Annotated in this window: 15 protein-coding genes and 1 pseudogene; 1 reads left to right on the forward strand and 15 read right to left on the reverse strand. The window is 35.4% G+C overall.

Going from position 1 to position 16,371, the window contains the following annotated elements; genetic code table 11:
• Positions 1-60: 60 nt before the first annotated feature.
• The 9 genes from AC3WJF_RS21720 to AC3WJF_RS21760 form a co-directional block, all read right to left on the reverse strand.
• A complete protein-coding gene (locus tag AC3WJF_RS21720) occupies positions 61-882 on the reverse strand; it encodes a BtpA/SgcQ family protein (RefSeq protein ID WP_492455958.1) in 822 nt (273 codons plus the stop codon).
• The gene (locus AC3WJF_RS21725; protein ID WP_492455960.1) at positions 882-1,874 is read right to left on the reverse strand and encodes an IF-2B domain-containing protein; all 993 of its coding nucleotides are present in this window, start codon (positions 1,872-1,874) and stop codon (positions 882-884) included. Before AC3WJF_RS21725 ends, AC3WJF_RS21720 begins: the two co-directional genes overlap by 1 nt.
• 40 nt (positions 1,875-1,914) lie before the next feature.
• Positions 1,915-2,643 (reverse strand): amidohydrolase family protein, encoded by a 729-nt coding sequence (locus AC3WJF_RS21730; protein WP_492455962.1) that lies wholly within the window; start codon positions 2,641-2,643, stop codon positions 1,915-1,917.
• An 88-nt stretch (positions 2,644-2,731) separates the two neighbouring features.
• The gene (locus AC3WJF_RS21735) at positions 2,732-3,556 is read right to left on the reverse strand and encodes a PTS system mannose/fructose/sorbose family transporter subunit IID (protein ID WP_492455964.1); all 825 of its coding nucleotides are present in this window, start codon (positions 3,554-3,556) and stop codon (positions 2,732-2,734) included.
• Positions 3,557-3,572: 16 nt separating this feature from the next.
• A complete protein-coding gene (locus AC3WJF_RS21740) occupies positions 3,573-4,325 on the reverse strand; it encodes a PTS mannose/fructose/sorbose/N-acetylgalactosamine transporter subunit IIC (RefSeq protein ID WP_492455966.1) in 753 nt (250 codons plus the stop codon).
• An 18-nt stretch (positions 4,326-4,343) separates the two neighbouring features.
• Positions 4,344-4,823, reverse strand: a complete 480-nt coding sequence (locus AC3WJF_RS21745) for a PTS sugar transporter subunit IIB (protein ID WP_492455968.1) — start codon at positions 4,821-4,823, stop codon at positions 4,344-4,346.
• 12 nt (positions 4,824-4,835) lie between these two features.
• Entirely contained in the window at positions 4,836-5,225 is a 390-nt protein-coding gene (locus tag AC3WJF_RS21750; RefSeq protein WP_492455970.1) for a PTS sugar transporter subunit IIA, read from the reverse strand.
• Entirely contained in the window at positions 5,218-5,955 is a 738-nt protein-coding gene (locus AC3WJF_RS21755; protein WP_492455972.1) for an amidohydrolase family protein, read from the reverse strand. Before AC3WJF_RS21755 ends, AC3WJF_RS21750 begins: the two co-directional genes overlap by 8 nt.
• A gap of 17 nt (positions 5,956-5,972) precedes the next feature.
• Positions 5,973-6,722 (reverse strand): GntR family transcriptional regulator, encoded by a 750-nt coding sequence (locus tag AC3WJF_RS21760; protein WP_492455974.1) that lies wholly within the window; start codon positions 6,720-6,722, stop codon positions 5,973-5,975.
• Between the two features lie 262 nt (positions 6,723-6,984).
• On the opposite strand from AC3WJF_RS21760, the gene AC3WJF_RS21765 reads away from it, so the two are divergent.
• Positions 6,985-7,188: a hypothetical protein gene (locus AC3WJF_RS21765; protein WP_492455976.1), complete on the forward strand. Its 204-nt coding sequence runs from the start codon at positions 6,985-6,987 to the stop codon at positions 7,186-7,188.
• A gap of 166 nt (positions 7,189-7,354) precedes the next feature.
• Here the strand turns inward: AC3WJF_RS21765 and AC3WJF_RS21770 are convergent, their stop codons facing one another.
• From AC3WJF_RS21770 to AC3WJF_RS21795, 6 genes and pseudogenes are all read right to left on the reverse strand, one after another.
• Positions 7,355-8,224 (reverse strand): GGDEF domain-containing protein, encoded by an 870-nt coding sequence (locus AC3WJF_RS21770; RefSeq protein WP_492455978.1) that lies wholly within the window; start codon positions 8,222-8,224, stop codon positions 7,355-7,357.
• A gap of 70 nt (positions 8,225-8,294) precedes the next feature.
• On the reverse strand, positions 8,295-8,606 hold the full coding sequence (locus tag AC3WJF_RS21775) for a hypothetical protein (protein ID WP_492455980.1): 312 nt from the start codon (positions 8,604-8,606) through the stop codon (positions 8,295-8,297).
• A 107-nt stretch (positions 8,607-8,713) separates the two neighbouring features.
• Positions 8,714-10,408, reverse strand: a complete 1,695-nt coding sequence (locus AC3WJF_RS21780; RefSeq protein ID WP_492455982.1) for a methyl-accepting chemotaxis protein — start codon at positions 10,406-10,408, stop codon at positions 8,714-8,716.
• A gap of 48 nt (positions 10,409-10,456) precedes the next feature.
• A complete protein-coding gene (locus AC3WJF_RS21785) occupies positions 10,457-12,781 on the reverse strand; it encodes an EAL domain-containing protein (RefSeq protein WP_492455984.1) in 2,325 nt (774 codons plus the stop codon).
• Positions 12,782-13,240: 459 nt separating this feature from the next.
• Positions 13,241-13,427: pseudogene (locus AC3WJF_RS21790) on the reverse strand (serine/threonine protein kinase); the annotation flags it as partial.
• Positions 13,428-13,813: 386 nt separating this feature from the next.
• Positions 13,814-16,371 (reverse strand): InlB B-repeat-containing protein (locus AC3WJF_RS21795; RefSeq protein WP_492455986.1); only part of this gene is annotated, 2,558 nt, incomplete at its 5' end.

The raw sequence follows: 16,371 nt of genomic DNA on the forward strand, positions 1-16,371 counted from the left end.
GTTCTTGCGTTTCCTAGAAACGCAAGAACCGTCCCCATGTTTCCACCTGCACTCATCGCTTTAAGAAACGGCAGAACCGTCCCCCTGTTTCACTTTCTTTGCTTTGTTAGCTTCTTCCATGAACATTTTTGCTTTTTCTGGGTCGATTGGGTTTTTCATGTTTCCATTTTTGATCCAGGTAGCGACGGATACTCCATCGTAGTGTTGGAGTAATTCATTAATGTTATGACCTGTTGCACCTCCGCCTAATAATATCGGAGTAGTTGGTAATTTGGTTCTAACCTTTTGAATCATTTCAATACTTTCTTCTTTTGTTTTTCCCGAGATAAAAAGACCATCAGCAAATGCCTCGTGAACGGCTTCCCATGCAGCATCTTCAATTGGTTTTCTTCCTAGTGGGACTCCGTGAATTTCATATATATCTGCGTAAACCGGAACCTTCGTCCGAATTCTTTTCCTTAATTTAGCGATATCTACACACTGCGCTTCAAGAATTCCTGCACTTGTGACGCTAGCTCCTGTAAAAAGATGTTCCACCCTTACGAAGTCTGCACCTACTGCATCTGCCACTGCTAATCCAGATACTCCGTCCCAATTCATTAATATCCCCATGGTCAATTGAGGAAACTCTTTTCTTATTTCGTACGCAATTCGAGACATGTAAGCAATTGCTTCCGGTTCAGAATGTTGCTTGATGGGCATATCATTCATGTTTTGAATAATAATTCCGTCGAACCCATTCTTTTGAACCATTTCGGTTTCCTTCAAAGATTGATAGACAATTTCATCGATTGTTCTATCAGTGTGCCGATAACTACCAGGTAGAGGTTCAGGTTGAATCATCGACAACACATGACAATTTGGTTTAAATACATCCCCCATTATATCTCTCCTCCGATTTCCTTATAGTAGTCCAGACTTACTTGAAACATTTGCTCGGTAGGAATAATGCCTTTTTCTGTAATATAACCGGTAATATGGTTAGGTTGAACACCTAATAATTCAGGGGATTCGAAATTTATATTTTCCGCTATGGTAGGATTATCCCAATAGCTTGTTAGCTTTTCTTTTGTATCCACAATCACTAGCTCTTTTTTATACCCATAAATCGGGCGGATATCTAATTTTATTAAAGGAGTTAGAAAATATAGTGGTATATTATAATAGTCACATGCAAGTCCGACTATATCGGAACCAGTTGTATTAAAGCCTGTCCCATCAGGGAAGAATGTCTCTGCTCCCATAAATGCCACATCGCAATCCTTTAAGTAATATACTAGAGCTGCATCGGGGAAAAATTTTATTGTATGCTGTGCCTCCTGACAGGTCTCAACAAACGGCAAGCCACCATTAATCACTCTGCTTTCGGGAATATAAATCGTATAATGTCGATCCTTCCCCCCTATGTTTTTCAATAGTTTATCAACCGTACTTGAATAATCATAGACTAGTATATTTTTCACCGACTCTGCTTCCACCCATTTACTGGCATATCCAACAACTTTTTCAATAGCATTTTTAGAAGTAGATAGGTAATTATTCTTTGTATGAATAATTTTGTCAACAGCCTCTGGTAGACTCTCTTCTACTAAAAGCTCCATATTTTTAGTCATTAGTAAGATCGCATTACTAATTGCTTGACTTGCTTCCCCTCTCGTTTTTACAAAGAAGGATGTGACAGCTTGAATTCGATTTACAATGTCTTTTACTTCATCATTATTATTCTTGCCTTCCAATGCGATTGATTCAATCATATTGCCAATCATAAAAATATGATTACTTGCACCTAAAACTTTTTGCTCAACAATATCATCAAATAGTGGCTGCGCTTTAATTGGTAAAAGACTTCTTACCTTTATCTTCTCTTGGTCCATATAGAATTTCCCCCTTTTTCCGTTATATCTAGGGTAGCAATTATGAAAAATTCAGTAATTTTTTGGCAGTTCCTTCATAAACACCTTCGAGATAATCTTTTTCTAAGTGAAACATATCAAAGACATCTATCGAGCATTTGGTAAAAACATTAGGGAAAGACGAGCCAAATACCAGCTTTTCTTTCGGCAGCTTAGAAAAAGCTTTTCTCAAAATTTGAACTTCATATTGATTCGATGTTTCAAGATAAATATTTTCATATTCCCTTGCCAAATCTACACATGCGTAGCCATAATCAAAGCATCCCATATGAAGAAAAATAAAATTTAAGTAAGGACGTTTTTCGGCATGGACTGCCCATTGCTGAGGCATTGTTCTCGCTCCAATTCCTGTAAAAACTTTAACTGGGATCCTGCTTTCTTCAATGATATCCAAAATTGGATCGATTTTCGGATGGCTATCAGGATAGTAGCCGTGCTCCAGCGAGTTAAACTCAATCATTTTTATTCCTGGGAGCGATAACACACGTTTGGTTTCTTGAATCGCATCATCTTCTTTTGGATTAATAACAGCACATCCAATTAACTTATCCGGATGCCTGGTGACTAACTCGGAAATGTAGTTATTCTGGTCTTTGATCGATTTTCCTTCTAACGCCGATACTACTCTTAAAGAAATTTGATTTCGTTTCATATCGTCTAGTAATTCATTTTCAAGATATTCAAGAGTCTCGCTATCTCGTCTTATATGCGCATGTATATCGATTTTCATATTTCACACCTTCTTATTTCTACATTGAAATATTTATACATAATAGCATTGGTCTACTACATAGCATCCCAATGCTTTTTTTAAAAAATCATCCTAATATCCCGAGATAAACACCGACTATTCCAAAAATCATCGTAAAGAAAATTAATTTGATTGCAGAAACCTTTTTCTTAGAAATAAGATAATACATTAACCCAGTATAGAGTAGTCCCAAGATACCTGGCATTAAGTTATCAAGTGTTTCCTGAATACTAATCGTGGTATGTCCGGAAGTGTATTTAATTGGGATATTCATAGTCACTAATAGAGGTATGAAGCCACCTACAATAATATATGCTGCAATCCCGGCCAACTCTGAAATGTTACTAATTAACCCGGATGATTGAATCTTTTCAACAAATTTAACCCCTTGTTTATAACCTTGGAAAACTCCTAGATAACGAATTCCAAGGGAGACAATTGCCATGCCTATGACAAACATAATCGGCCCTATCCATCCAGCACCTGCACTAACTAATGATATTGCTAATCCGGCAAGAATTGGTCTTGCAGTACCATTAAGGAGAGAATCCCCCAATCCGGCTAATGGGCCCATTAAAGCTGTTTTTACAGCGTTAATTGAACCAGGATCAATATCTCTTTCCGTTGCATATCTTTCTTCCATTGCCGCAGCTACTCCAACTGGAATCGCAGATGTGATGTCATTTGTTAGAAAGTATTCCATATGCCTTGCATAAGCCTCTTCTTTTTCTTCCGGATCATCATATACTTTTTCAATAACAGGCATCATTGCTTGGGTAAAACCTGCATTTTGTTGACGTTCATAGTTGTTGGCAGCACGGATGGTCATTTGATTCCAAAAAACCTTCCATAAATCCTTTTTCGTTAACTTCTTTGTTTGTTCGTTCCCCATATTTGTCACACTCCCCTTAAGTTGCTGATTTATTATCAGCAATCTTCAGATAGTAATACAACGACACACAAATTACAGCTAATAAGGCAATCCCAATCATATTAATTTGCAGATAGGAGGCAAAGAAGAAGCCTAAGAATAGAAACGGCCAGAATTTTTTAACTTGGATAGTCGTTAATAATAGTGCAAATCCGACTGCACCAATCATCGCCCCACCTACGGATAAACCAGTAATGATTTTTCCTGGAATGGCATCTATAATATGTTGAACAAAACCTGCTCCGAAATAAATCGCCAAGAATGCAGGGATACCATATAAAACAGCATTCATTAACATTGGAAAAATAGTATTATTCAAGACTAAACCACGTATATTTAACTTGGAAATAGCATTTTCCGCCCTCCGCATAAAATATACATTTATTACTGTGTTTTGGAAGGTGGTTGCAATTTGTCCAATAAAGGAAACAGGAAGGGCAGTAGCTACCGCCAACTTTGTCCCACCTCCAGCGAGAACGGCAATACCAACCGCAATTGCCGTACTGAGCGTTGGATCGGGCGGGTTAGCTGTTCCTACGAAAATAACCGCAAGGAACATTAATTCTACCGTGACACCAACTGCCAAGCCGGTATGAACATCACCCATAATTAAGCCAACGATTGGCCCAACAAATATTGGCCTAAAGATATGAGTTTGGAAAGTATGAGAATCAATAAAAGCGATTGTTACAAATAGACCAACCAAAATTGCTTGCCAAAGTATACTCATTGTTTCTCCCCCTACATGTTACATTTTATTTAGAAGCTTTATAACATCTTGACTGCGTTCATTTGGAACCGTACGAACTTCAAGACGAATGCCTTTCTCAGCTAATTTTCTAAAATTGCTTACGTCCTCTTCATCTACCCACAAGTTGCCCAGAATTTTTGACTTTCCTTTTTTCATATTGATATTTCCAATATTAATATCCTCTGCACCAACACCTCCTTCAATAAGCTGCAGTGCTTCTTTCGGCCCTCTTGCTAATAAGAGAGTTTTCGTATTGCCAGTATCTTCTTTTATTATTTGAATCGCTTCATCTATTGTTAAAATTTGAAGATTAATATTGTTTGGCGTTGCCATCTTTAATAGAGATTTTTGAAAATCATCATTAGCAGCTTTATCATCTGCCACAATAATTTGCTCTGCGTTCGCATACGCAATCCATGCGGTTACAATTTGTCCATGAATTAAACGGTCATCAATTCTAAATACAGTAATGTTCATTTATCCCACTCCTTATAATTCGCTTAAACCTAAGCTGTTTTTACTAGATTCATTCAATAAAGCGGATAGTTCCTGAAGGTTCTTTCCTTCACGAGTTAAGATAGCTTCAACTAATACAGGTAAATTTACTCCATAAAAAACAGCAATATCTTCATTGTTAAAAGAAAAGCGGCTAGATACGTTGAAAGGAGTTCCACCAATAATATCGCAAAATATTAGCAATTGATTGTCAATTGGGAGCCCTTTCATTTTTTCGTTCATGGCATCTATTAATTCTTCTTGTCCCATATCTTTTTTGAAAGAGAGATATTCCACCCCTTCGGCTTCACCAATTAACATTGTTGCTGAATGGATTAATCCTTCTGCTAACATGCCGTGTGTAACGACCAAAATATTAATCATTTGATAACCTCCATAGATACTCGGCATTTTTATGAAAAATATATTCAAGCTTATCTTCCGGAATATTCATTTCATAGAATTTTTCAATTTCAATATTTACTAGTTTATAAGGCCAATCAACCCCAAAAACTACACGTTCTGGACCAAGAATTTCAATAGATTTTTTTAATACTTCTACATCCATTTGTCCCGAAGTCTCAACCCATACATTGTCCAATTTCTTTATAGATTCAATAGTAGATAATCCAAATTCATAGTATCCGGTGTGTGTAAATAAAAAATCAATCTTCGGAAATTTTCTTGCATATTCAGCCCAAGCATATGGAGTGCTAAGCGGCGCAGTGCCAACATGTGTTTGTACATGGACACCATATTTTTCAATTTCAGCAAAAATATCATATAAGCTTGGTGTGTTGTCAGGATAGTATCCATGCTTCCACGAATGAAATTTTATCCCGTTCATTTTGTATTCACCTAAACATTTATGGACTTCCTCAATTGCATCTGGAGCCTTTGGATTAATGAAGCCGTATCCTTCGATGACTCCAGGGTATTCCAACATCGCATTATAAATCAGATCATTTTGTGCTCTTGTCGAAGTGCCGGACAAGCTGCTAATTCCTGTTTTTGTCACACCATATCTTTTTAATTCTTCCACTATTTCTTTCGGTGTATTTTCTTCACCGGAGCTAGTTTTACCTAAATGAGAATGGATATCATAAATTTTCATCTTTATTCGCCTCGTTTTTAGTTCATATCATTGACATCTAGTGTTACTCGGTATTGGTATATATCAGAACGATAAAACATTTCTACATATTCAATTGGAGAATCCAATGAATCATACGTAACCCGCTCTTTATAGAAAACAGGGATATTATCCTTCAATCCCAAGCTTTCTTTGACTTCATCGCATGGCATTTGAGCTTCTAAAAGTTCATTAGCGTACGATAATTCCACTCCTTTAGCCTTTAATGTTTCATACAAGGAAGTAGATTCGTTGAATTCGGATTTTGTTATTTTGAAATTACTAGACATTTTAATATAAGCCTTGTGTAATCCAACAACTGTATCACCGCTTAGCCTAATTCTTTCAAGATAATAAACATCATCACCATCCAAAATATCCAAAGATTCAGCTATTTTATAATCTGCTTGAACTATCTTGAAATCGCGAATGATCGAAAGGGATATTTCCCCGTATTTCTTCACATCTTCGCTAAAGCTTGTTAGTTTGCGTAGATCATAATTATGCTTAATCGTTGAAACAAAAGTCCCCTTTCCTTGATATTTTTTCACTAATCCTTCGAATTCTAAATCTTGTATTGCTCTACGAACTGTAATTCTACTAACCTCGTATAATTTTTGGAGTTCAACTTCTGAAGGTAATGCATCGCCTTCTTGTAATTCCTTTTCGATAATTTTCTTCTTGATATCCTCAAATATTTGATAATGCAAAGGTAGCTTTGAATCTTTATTAATTATTCCTTTTGACATCCACTTCACCCATTACTATTTTATTATTCATCATAACGTTATAACAAGTAATGATATGACGTTATAACCATTCTATTTCTTTCATTATTTTAAGTCAACTATATTTTCTGCATTTTTAAAAGATTCCTTCTTTGATGGAACAAGTGAAACAAGGGGACGGTTCTCATGTTTCCTGGGGAAACATGAGAACCGCCCCTTGTTTTTTGTGAATTTATTTCCCGATAAGGTATAATAACAAAAACTACGAATGGGAGGTGTAGCCATGGTTATCCAAAGTAATATGCCTGTTGCTGGGATTATTTCAGCTTGGCCGACAACTCAAGGCGTTTTCATTAAATATGGAATCGATACTACCACAAACAGGCCTTTGGACCAAGTAATTTCCGATATAAGCCTTCCAAGCCTTGTTGATGAATTAAACAATACTATCAATAGTTCGGATGTTACCTGCATTAAAGGTGGCTGAAGAATGCCAAACAAGGAGTAGGTTACTCCTTTATAATGAAAAAAGCACTCTGTATTTAGAGTGCTTTTTTCATTACTAAGTTCGACCATATTGATATTTTCATAAAGAAAAATCCCACCAGAGATTTTATTATTACTTTGTATTTCCGCAATAAATTCTGCTTTTTTCAGTAAGAGATGGAAACTCGAGAACCGTCCCCATGTTTCGCAACAGCTACTTGATTTCGTCCATTTTTTTTTGCTTGGTAGAGTGCTTGGTCTGCTTGGTCTACAAATTTACCGTTGGATTTTTCGTCGTATTGGGCTATGCCCATGCTGATGGTAATTGGTATCTGGATATTGTTGTAATAAAATGGTGTGTTATTTGTCAGTATACGCAACTCTTCTGCTATCTCTTCTGCTTTTTGTAAAGTTGTTTCGGGTAGCAATATAACAAATTCCTCTCCACCCATCCGAATTAGTGTATCCATTCTGCGGATTCGAGTATTTAACATTTCTACTAATCGTATTAATATTTCGTCCCCACAAAGATGTCCATACATGTCGTTAATATTTTTAAAATGATCGATGTCAAATATAATAATTTGTAATGGTTTCAGTATTTTAGAAGGATTTGTGTTATTACTCTCCATTGTTTGAACAAGATATCGCCGATTATAAGCACCTGTTAATGGGTCACGAATACTTATTTCTTCTAACCTTTGCATAGTGCTTTTTACCTTAATTCTATAGTAAGCAATGATCAATATAATACTTATATTTACGGCAGGGTTTAAAATTAATACTACTAACTTATCAGTATCTTTATCGTCAACATTAAGGTAAAGAAATTGCATTGTGAATTGTATGATTGCATAACCAACAATTACCAACATTGCCGCAAACCAATTTGGAAATGATATTATAATGAGATAGCTTGGTATAATTAAAAGTGACCATAAAAAAGTATCTGATTCATCAGTAAAAACAAATAGAGATAATACAAAGGGTAAAATCGTTGTTATTATTATTAATACTGCTCTTAGTACCTTCTTCATAAAATTCCTCTCTCATTTAATAAATCCCGATTGTATGAAAAACCAATATTAATGCATATTTCACAGCAACTTAACATTCTTTCCATTCTAAAGTTCCAATTAAAATATATTTTAAATAGTGATTTATTTCAGAGTTTCTTTCGCGAATGATTGAAAACATATGAATAAGCTCAACTAATTCTTTACGTTGTAGATTTGTCATTAATGTGTCTATAATTTGTGTCTTTGACATTGTAAATTCTTTTTCTTCTAAAATTGGAATTGATATACTTTGTACAGACCGTAAATTCTGAAACAATAACTTTTTTACTTGATTATGACTTAAGCGTATAGTTGAATAGTATTTTTTGTTATGATTATGTATTACTAACCTATTTCCCAAATAAATGTCACCTCATTCCTTTATACGTATTCAAATTCTATAAAATATTAATTATTTTTTTCTTAAAGCGTATTAGCAATCATTATTCTTTAAAACTTTTAGAACGATTACACTTTAAATTTTCCGACTAGCTTCTGTAATTCTTCGGCCATTTTAGATAAGGACGATGCTGATGCCGAGATTTCCTCCATCGAGGCCAATTGCTCTTCAGATGCGGATGATATGTTTTGTGACTCTACTGAAACTTTTTGTGATTCCGTAGAAATAGTATCAATAGAATGAACCACCTTTAAGGTGCTTGCCGACAATTGCTCGGAAGCCCCGGAAATCTCTTGTATTTGGAATGCAACATGATCGACAGAACTCTTAATTTCTTCAAATAATTTCCCAGCTGTATCGACTAATTGCGTTCCTTGACTAACTTCCAATGCTCCGGCATCCATTTGTTGAACGGCTTCTGAAGTATGGGTTTGAATATTAGCAATTAATTGGGTAATTTGTCTCGCTGATTCAGATGATTGCTCAGCTAGGTTTCTTACCTCCTCTGCCACTACGGCAAATCCCTTACCGTTTTCTCCAGCCCTTGCAGCTTCTATCGCTGCATTAAGTGCCAAGAGGTTCGTTTGCGATGCTATGGTCGTAATTACTTCAATAATTTTTTCAATCTCCTTAGAATGTTCATCCATCATATGAACTACTTGTGCTAACTCACTCATAGTAGAATTTATGGAGCCCATTTGTTTTACTGCATGCTGAATTGCTTGGTTCCCTTCCATCGCTTTTTTTGAAGCTTGGTTTGAAAAATCGGAAGTTACTTTACCGTTTTCTGCAATCTCGTGAATATCAAATGACATTTCATTCATAGAATCAACACTTTCATGCACGCTTTCCGATTGTTTTTCAGAGCTAGCTGCCATTTCTTGTATGGTAGTAGTTATCATTTCAGATGCTTGACTAGTTTGTTCCGCACTCGCGGTTAGCTCTTCTGAGGCGGAGGCAACTTGCTCGGCGCTTAAGCTTACTTGGCTAACTAAAAGACGAAGATTTTCCTTCATTTGATTGAATGATTTTGCTAAAATACCTATTTCATCTTTATTTTTCACTTTAATATCATCCGGAGTTAAATCACCTTTCGCAATTTGCTCTGCTACCTTTACAACTTTTACTATAGGGTTCGATATTCTGCTTGACATCATTAATCCAATAGTAATAGCCAATAGAAAAGCAATAATACTAATAATGGAAACAATCATAACTGCTGTGATGACCATCTGAGAATTGCTTTTACTACCTTCATTCATTAATTTTTGCTGTCCATTAGCCAAATCGTCTGATAATGGCCCCATTTGTTTTCCTAACGGAAGTAATTCCTTTTCATAAAAATAAATACTGTCCTCTTGCTTTTGATTATTTTGAACCATTTTGAATAATTGTTCATATTTTTGATTAAATTGCTGATTAAGCTTATTTAAGTTATTAAGGCGATCTTTATCTACATCTCTTCTCGTTAAATTAATGGTACTACTAATTAACTTTGTAGATTTTTCATTAGCTGTTTGCAAATCCATTTTATATTGTAAATCGTTTTTAATAAGATAGCCCCGCAGACTACTGAGTTGTTTTTCCGTCTGAACTTGTAATTGTTGTGCATTTGATAAAATAATTGCACGACGGTTAATTAAATCAGTATCCGAATCATCTATTTTATGTAGATAGTAGACAGATATACTACTAGATATGCCTAACAAGATAGCAATACTTAAGAAAGATAGGGTCAGTTTTTTCCTAATAGTTAATTTCATAATAAACACCCTTGTTTATGAATTATTTTTTATTTATTTCCATTTATATTAAATTTTTTGCACACAAAAATCTTCCGTTTGATTTATCGGTAATATAATTTCAACGGTGGTTCCTTGATTAGGTTTACTTGTAATATTAATCATTCCCTTATGCTCTCCAATGATTTTATGACAAACCATTAAACCTAAACCCGTTCCCTTTTCCTTAGTGCTATAAAATGGTTCTGCAATTTTTTGCAAACGATCTTCCGATATGCCACAACCATTATCAATAAAAGAGAAGATTATATGTTCCGAATCATATTTCTTTGTCTGAATGGTAATGGTACCTCCTTCAGATAAAGCATCTAAGGAATTATGAAGAATATTAATAAAAACTTGTTTGATCTGACGATAATCACAATAGATGAGTGGCAATTCCGAATCCATGTCTTGTACAACATTCACATTTTTTAAAATGGATTGTGTTTCAATCAATCTAACAACCATTTGAATTAGATTATGAATATTTACTTTTGATATTTTCATTGTTTGTGGCTTGGAAAAAGAAAGGAATTCATTAATAATAACTTCAATGTCATTGATTTCTGACAATGAAATATCAATATAGGTATGCGGTACATTTGCTTCATGCTGCATTATTTGCAGAAACCCTTTTACAGAAGTGAGAGGATTCCTAATTTCGTGTGCAATACCTGCAGCCAGTTGCCCTACAACCGATAAAATTCCATTCTTTTGAATAAAATCATCTGTTTTCTTGCGCTCCGAAATATCGCGCCCAACTACTACCAAATAGGTAACTTCGCCATGCTTCCCTAGCACAGGATTAAGTTGAGATTCAATATAAATCCAATGACCGTTTACATGTCTAACGCGAAACTCTATTTGACCAGGTTTTCTACTTGAAATAATTTGAGTAAATTTATGTCGAAGAAGTGGGGTATCATCTGGATGGACCCAGTCATAGTCCAATTTCTCATTATCCAATTTTGGAGAAAATCCCAATACTATTTTATGGGACGGGGATGCATATGTTATTCTTCCATTTATATCACATATACATACTAAATCCTTCATATTTTCTGCAATGAGACGGTACGAAAATTCACTTTGCTTTAAAGCCTCTTCTATCTTCTTTTTTTCGGTAATATCGATACCAGAACCTATTACTTCTACTACTTGTCCCGCTCTTTGAATAGGGCGTAACGAAGCAATGTAATAAATCCCGTTTATCTCACTTTCATAGCTTACCTTATCCTCGCCATCCCATGCTCTTTGATAGAATCGTGTCATTTCATTAGCAATTTTATGAGGAAGAAATTCAGCTAGTTCTTTTCCAATAATTTGTTCGGGCAATAGCCCCAAATGATTAAGTAATTCACCATCCCATATTGTATGAATAAATTTGTCATCCTTTTTTATAAACTTAAAAATCATTCCTTGTTGCTTTCTAATCGTATCCACTAATTCTTGACGTGCTAGTTGTAATTCCTCTTCCATCCATTTCTGATTTGATAACTCTTTCGGGATACCGTTTCGAGGAATGAATTGTTCTATTACTTCATACTTTTGTACAATTTGGTCAGGTGGTATCGGTTTGCTAAATAAATACCCCTGTCCTTCATTACATAAATTTCTTTGAAGGAAAACAAGATGTTCTATTGTTTCAATTCCTTCGGCAACAACAGTAAGATTTAATTGATGTGCCATCCCAATTATTGTTTTGACAATCGTTGCATCATTACTATCCTCGATACAATTTTTGATAAATAGTTGGTCAATCTTTAATTTATCTATAGGAAGTTCTTTTAAATGAAGAAGAGAACTATAACCTGTTCCGAAATCATCAAGACTTACTTGTACGCCTAAGCTTTTTAATTCCTTCAAAACAATAATGCCGTGCTGAATATTCATTAACATACTTTCTGTCACTTCAAGCTCTAGATATTCTGGATGAATCCTCGTTTCTTCTATTATCTTTCTAATCATTTCGGTTAAATCAGGCTGATAAAAATGTCGAACCGAAAGATTAACGGATATCACACTCGGGGGAAGACCGGACTCCTGCCACATCATATTTTGCTTACATGCAGTTCGCAAAACCCATTCCCCAATCGGTAGAATAAGTCCTGTTTCCTCTGCAAGTGGAATAAATTTATCTGGTGTTATGACCCCTTTCTCCGGATGTTTCCAGCGTAGCAAAGCTTCCATGCCTACGATTTTCCCTGTAGTTAGACTTAGCTTTGGCTGATAAAGCAAGAATAGCTCATCTTGCTCCATTGCGTTTTGAAGCTCATTTTTTAATTCGACATCCTTTTGACTTTCTAGATTTTTCAAAAGAACAACTTGCTTTTTACGCATAATGAAATACATAACCAAAAACTCAATGAAAAATATTATTATCACAAAACTTATATCTACTTTTAATCCCATACAATCCGCCTCAATATCTGGCTTACTTCCTTCCTTTCTTCTAGAATTTCACTCTTATTTTGTATCAGAGATCCTATGAAATATACCGTTTAAAATCATATTAAGAGATAACAATAATAATCCACACAACCAGGACTAAAATACCAGTTGTTACTAGTAAAAAATAACCACACGATCTCCAAAAGATATCATATTACAATTTTTTCGTTTATTCTAGCTTTTTCGACAAAATCCTACAATATTTTTATGAAACACAGGGACGGTTCTCGTGTTTCCTGAAAACATAGTTGAAAACATGGGAAAAACACGAGGACGGTTCTTCTGTTCCCATGTTTATTCAATAATATTATGTGTTTGTGTTTCTATGAACTGAAAAACATGCCATTGTCGGGACATACATATGTTAAAGACATTTCTACGTCCGTCTATTTTTGCGCCTAATTGCAATTCTTCCGGCGACATGAACCTAGACGTCCCCCAAAGTCTTCTTCTTATTAAATTCATTATTTCAGATCTTAGTTATATGATTTTTAAAATCATACAAAATACTACCATCATAAAAATCAACCGCTACATACCCCTTTTTCAGCCATTACATGATATTCAATTACCATTATTCCTAAAGTATTTACTTCAAATCTTTCCACAACTTTATGAGAGTTACAGGTACTCAACCCACTACGTAAGAATTGTATAACCTTCATTTTGTGGAAGTTACCGAGAGATGGGGGCAATGCGCCAAATATGGATTAAAAAGAGGGAAACACAAGAACCGTCCCCCTGTTTCTGAGCATTGCACCAATATAGATTAAAAAGAGGGATACACAAGAACCGTCCCCCTGTTTCCGAGCAATACACCAACATTGATAAAATAAAGAGGAACACAAGAACCGTCCCCCTGTTTCTGCTTCTGTTTCGCCCGAACAATGCATTGAAAAGGGGGAACGCAAGAACCGTCCCCCTGTTTCCCACTCATCGAATGTAGTAATTGATGATGAGTTTCTTTTTCTTCAATTCTATTGCTACTTTTTTGGCTTGTTTTTTTGTTTTGAAATTGGCTTGGAGTTTATAGTAGACTCCAGATTTTTTAATGGTTACTTGGCCGTTATATTTTGTTTTGATTAGTGTTCCAATTCTTTCGACGTAAGGTTTACTTTTAATTACTCCTAAGTCAAGGTGTCCCTTATAATTTACTTTTTTCGGTTTGACTGCTTTGCTTAAGGCGCTTACTTTTTTCAATCCTGTTTTAACGCCGGATTTTGCAATCGGAGTCACTTCTACTAGGAGGTGTTTTGTAACATCTTTAGACGTTAGTTTATAACTAGATGTATGTGCACCTTTTATAAGTTGTTTTTTACCGTTGGTAACTCTGTACCAGTTAATGATTGATTTTCCTTCTTTATCTCCATCAGCGTCTTGGTACTTATAGGTAACGTGCAATGTTTTTCCTACTGTTGCTTCCCCTAATATTTTCACGCCACTTACAGACGGTGCTGTATTTTTGGTACCGATTTTACCGATGAAAATACTCATCACTGGTTTACCATTCTTGATTCCTTTAGAAGCAATCGGAGTCACTGCAAATCCGATATATTTTCCTTTATCTTTCGCCGTTAGTGTATAAGTTGAATGTACGGCCCCTTTTATGATTTGTTTATTTTGCCCTTTACTATTATCAGCTCGATACCACTGGAATAGCGATGCTCCTTGTGAATCATGGTCTGCATCTGTATATAGGTACGTTCCTTTTAAAACAGTGCCTACTACTTTTGCACCCGAAATAGCGACATGACTAGCTACTGGTGCTTTATTCTCACTAGTTTTGTTTGGAACACCAAGAACTGTAAAGGTACTAAATTTACTAATTTGGATTTTTATGCTTACAGGTAATCCATTTTTATCTGTTATAATTTCTCCCTTTAATAATTCCTCTGTTCCATCTGTATGCTTTACATATACACGTAATGTGTTTAGGAAAGCTTTTCTTGCTGCTGGATCAGATGGTAGAGATAAATCTTTTAACGGAAATAAAACATCTGTCTTTAAATTAGAATAATTCGTTTCAATCGTAACTGGATTACCATATACATGAATATCTTTTGTTTTGTCTCCTACTGCTTTCTTCACTAAAGCTGATGAAAGCGTTTCTTGATTCGCTTTTTTCTGATCCGTTACTTTCCGAATTGGTACTACTCGGAAATAAAGATCCTTACCTTGTCGATTCAATGATTGTACCGTATCTTTTGGAAGCGAAACAGTTACGCTTGGTGTTTGGATTTGTAAGGCGATATGGTTATCTCCTAATTGGCCAAGTGACTTCTTCAAGATATTCACTTTCATTTCATCAGCGATATTTTGCGGAAGATCAGTCAAAATGATTGTAGAAATATCTTGTTTTTGAGCAATGGCTTTCTGGACAACCTCTTTGGCTTTATTTTCATCGAAATTGACTTCATCGACTTTTACACCATTTTCTATTTTGCGCACAATTTCAACCTTTGCCGCTGTACCATTCTGTCCTTGGCCGACAGTAATATCTACTTGGCGAGAGTTTGGATCATCCGCAGGTAAACGTTTCACCGTAATGGTGTAGGTTTTGGTTGTTCCATTTTGAGCTGTTATTACGATGGTAATATCATTATTACCTACTGATAATTTAATAGGTCCAGGATTCATAGACCCATTAATTGTCATTGTAGCATGTTGATTTGCTAATATTGGTTTAATCGATATAGTAGAAACACCATTATCTACTTTTGCTGTATAGTGCTCTATTGCTGGATTAAAATCAGGAGATAATGCAATATTATTGGAAATAGATAAGCCTGACAAAGTGGCATCACTCGATAACCATTTTACATAAAGCACAGTGTTATTAGTTACTTTTTCACTTGCGAAATTCCATGCTTCGGTCAGTGCTTTATTCTTATACCAACCTGCAAAAATATAACCTGTTTTCGTTGGTTCTTTTGGCGCTTCTATGTTCGTGTTGTATTCCACTATACGACTTGGTACTGCACTTCCTCCATTAGATTCGAAGGTTACGGTATAGCTGTTGATTTTCCACTTGGCATAAAGATTTGTGTCATTTGTTACCTTGTCATTTGCAAAATCCCATGCTTCGGTCAAACCACTATCCTTATACCAACCTGTAAAAGTATAACCTGTTTTCGTTGGTTCTTTTGGCGATTCTATGTTCGTATTGTATTCCGCTATACGGTTTGGTACTACATTTCCTCCATTGGAGTCAAAGGTTACAGTATAGCTGTTGATTTTCCACTTGGCTACTAAATTCAAGTTGGATGTTACCGCTTGATCAAAATTATATGCTGTTAAGAAAGTTGTATCGGTGTACCAACCTTCGAACGTAAAGCCTTCCTTTACTGGATCCGCTGGTTTTGTTGCTATTTCTTGATACTTCACCATTTCATCTGCGACATTATTGCCTCCATCTGTATCAAAATGTACAGTATAGCTTTGTTTTTCCCATTTGGCATAGATGGTTGTGTTATTTGTTACCTTGTCATTCG

The organism is Heyndrickxia sp. FW510-T9 (assembly GCF_058781025.1).

Bases quoted from the DNA above. Each gene is read 5' to 3' on its own strand.
- AC3WJF_RS21720 (WP_492455958.1), bottom strand. From the start codon at position 882: ATGGGGGATGTATTTAAACCAAATTGTCATGTGTTGTCGATGATTCAA.
- AC3WJF_RS21725 (WP_492455960.1), bottom strand. From the start codon at position 1,874: ATGGACCAAGAGAAGATAAAGGTAAGAAGTCTTTTACCAATTAAAGCG.
- AC3WJF_RS21730 (WP_492455962.1), bottom strand. From the start codon at position 2,643: ATGAAAATCGATATACATGCGCATATAAGACGAGATAGCGAGACTCTT.
- AC3WJF_RS21735 (WP_492455964.1), bottom strand. From the start codon at position 3,556: ATGGGGAACGAACAAACAAAGAAGTTAACGAAAAAGGATTTATGGAAG.
- AC3WJF_RS21740 (WP_492455966.1), bottom strand. From the start codon at position 4,325: ATGAGTATACTTTGGCAAGCAATTTTGGTTGGTCTATTTGTAACAATC.
- AC3WJF_RS21745 (WP_492455968.1), bottom strand. From the start codon at position 4,823: ATGAACATTACTGTATTTAGAATTGATGACCGTTTAATTCATGGACAA.
- AC3WJF_RS21750 (WP_492455970.1), bottom strand. From the start codon at position 5,225: ATGATTAATATTTTGGTCGTTACACACGGCATGTTAGCAGAAGGATTA.
- AC3WJF_RS21755 (WP_492455972.1), bottom strand. From the start codon at position 5,955: ATGAAAATTTATGATATCCATTCTCATTTAGGTAAAACTAGCTCCGGT.
- AC3WJF_RS21760 (WP_492455974.1), bottom strand. From the start codon at position 6,722: ATGTCAAAAGGAATAATTAATAAAGATTCAAAGCTACCTTTGCATTAT.
- AC3WJF_RS21765 (WP_492455976.1), top strand. From the start codon at position 6,985: ATGGTTATCCAAAGTAATATGCCTGTTGCTGGGATTATTTCAGCTTGG.
- AC3WJF_RS21770 (WP_492455978.1), bottom strand. From the start codon at position 8,224: ATGAAGAAGGTACTAAGAGCAGTATTAATAATAATAACAACGATTTTA.
- AC3WJF_RS21780 (WP_492455982.1), bottom strand. From the start codon at position 10,408: ATGAAATTAACTATTAGGAAAAAACTGACCCTATCTTTCTTAAGTATT.
- AC3WJF_RS21785 (WP_492455984.1), bottom strand. From the start codon at position 12,781: ATGTATTTCATTATGCGTAAAAAGCAAGTTGTTCTTTTGAAAAATCTA.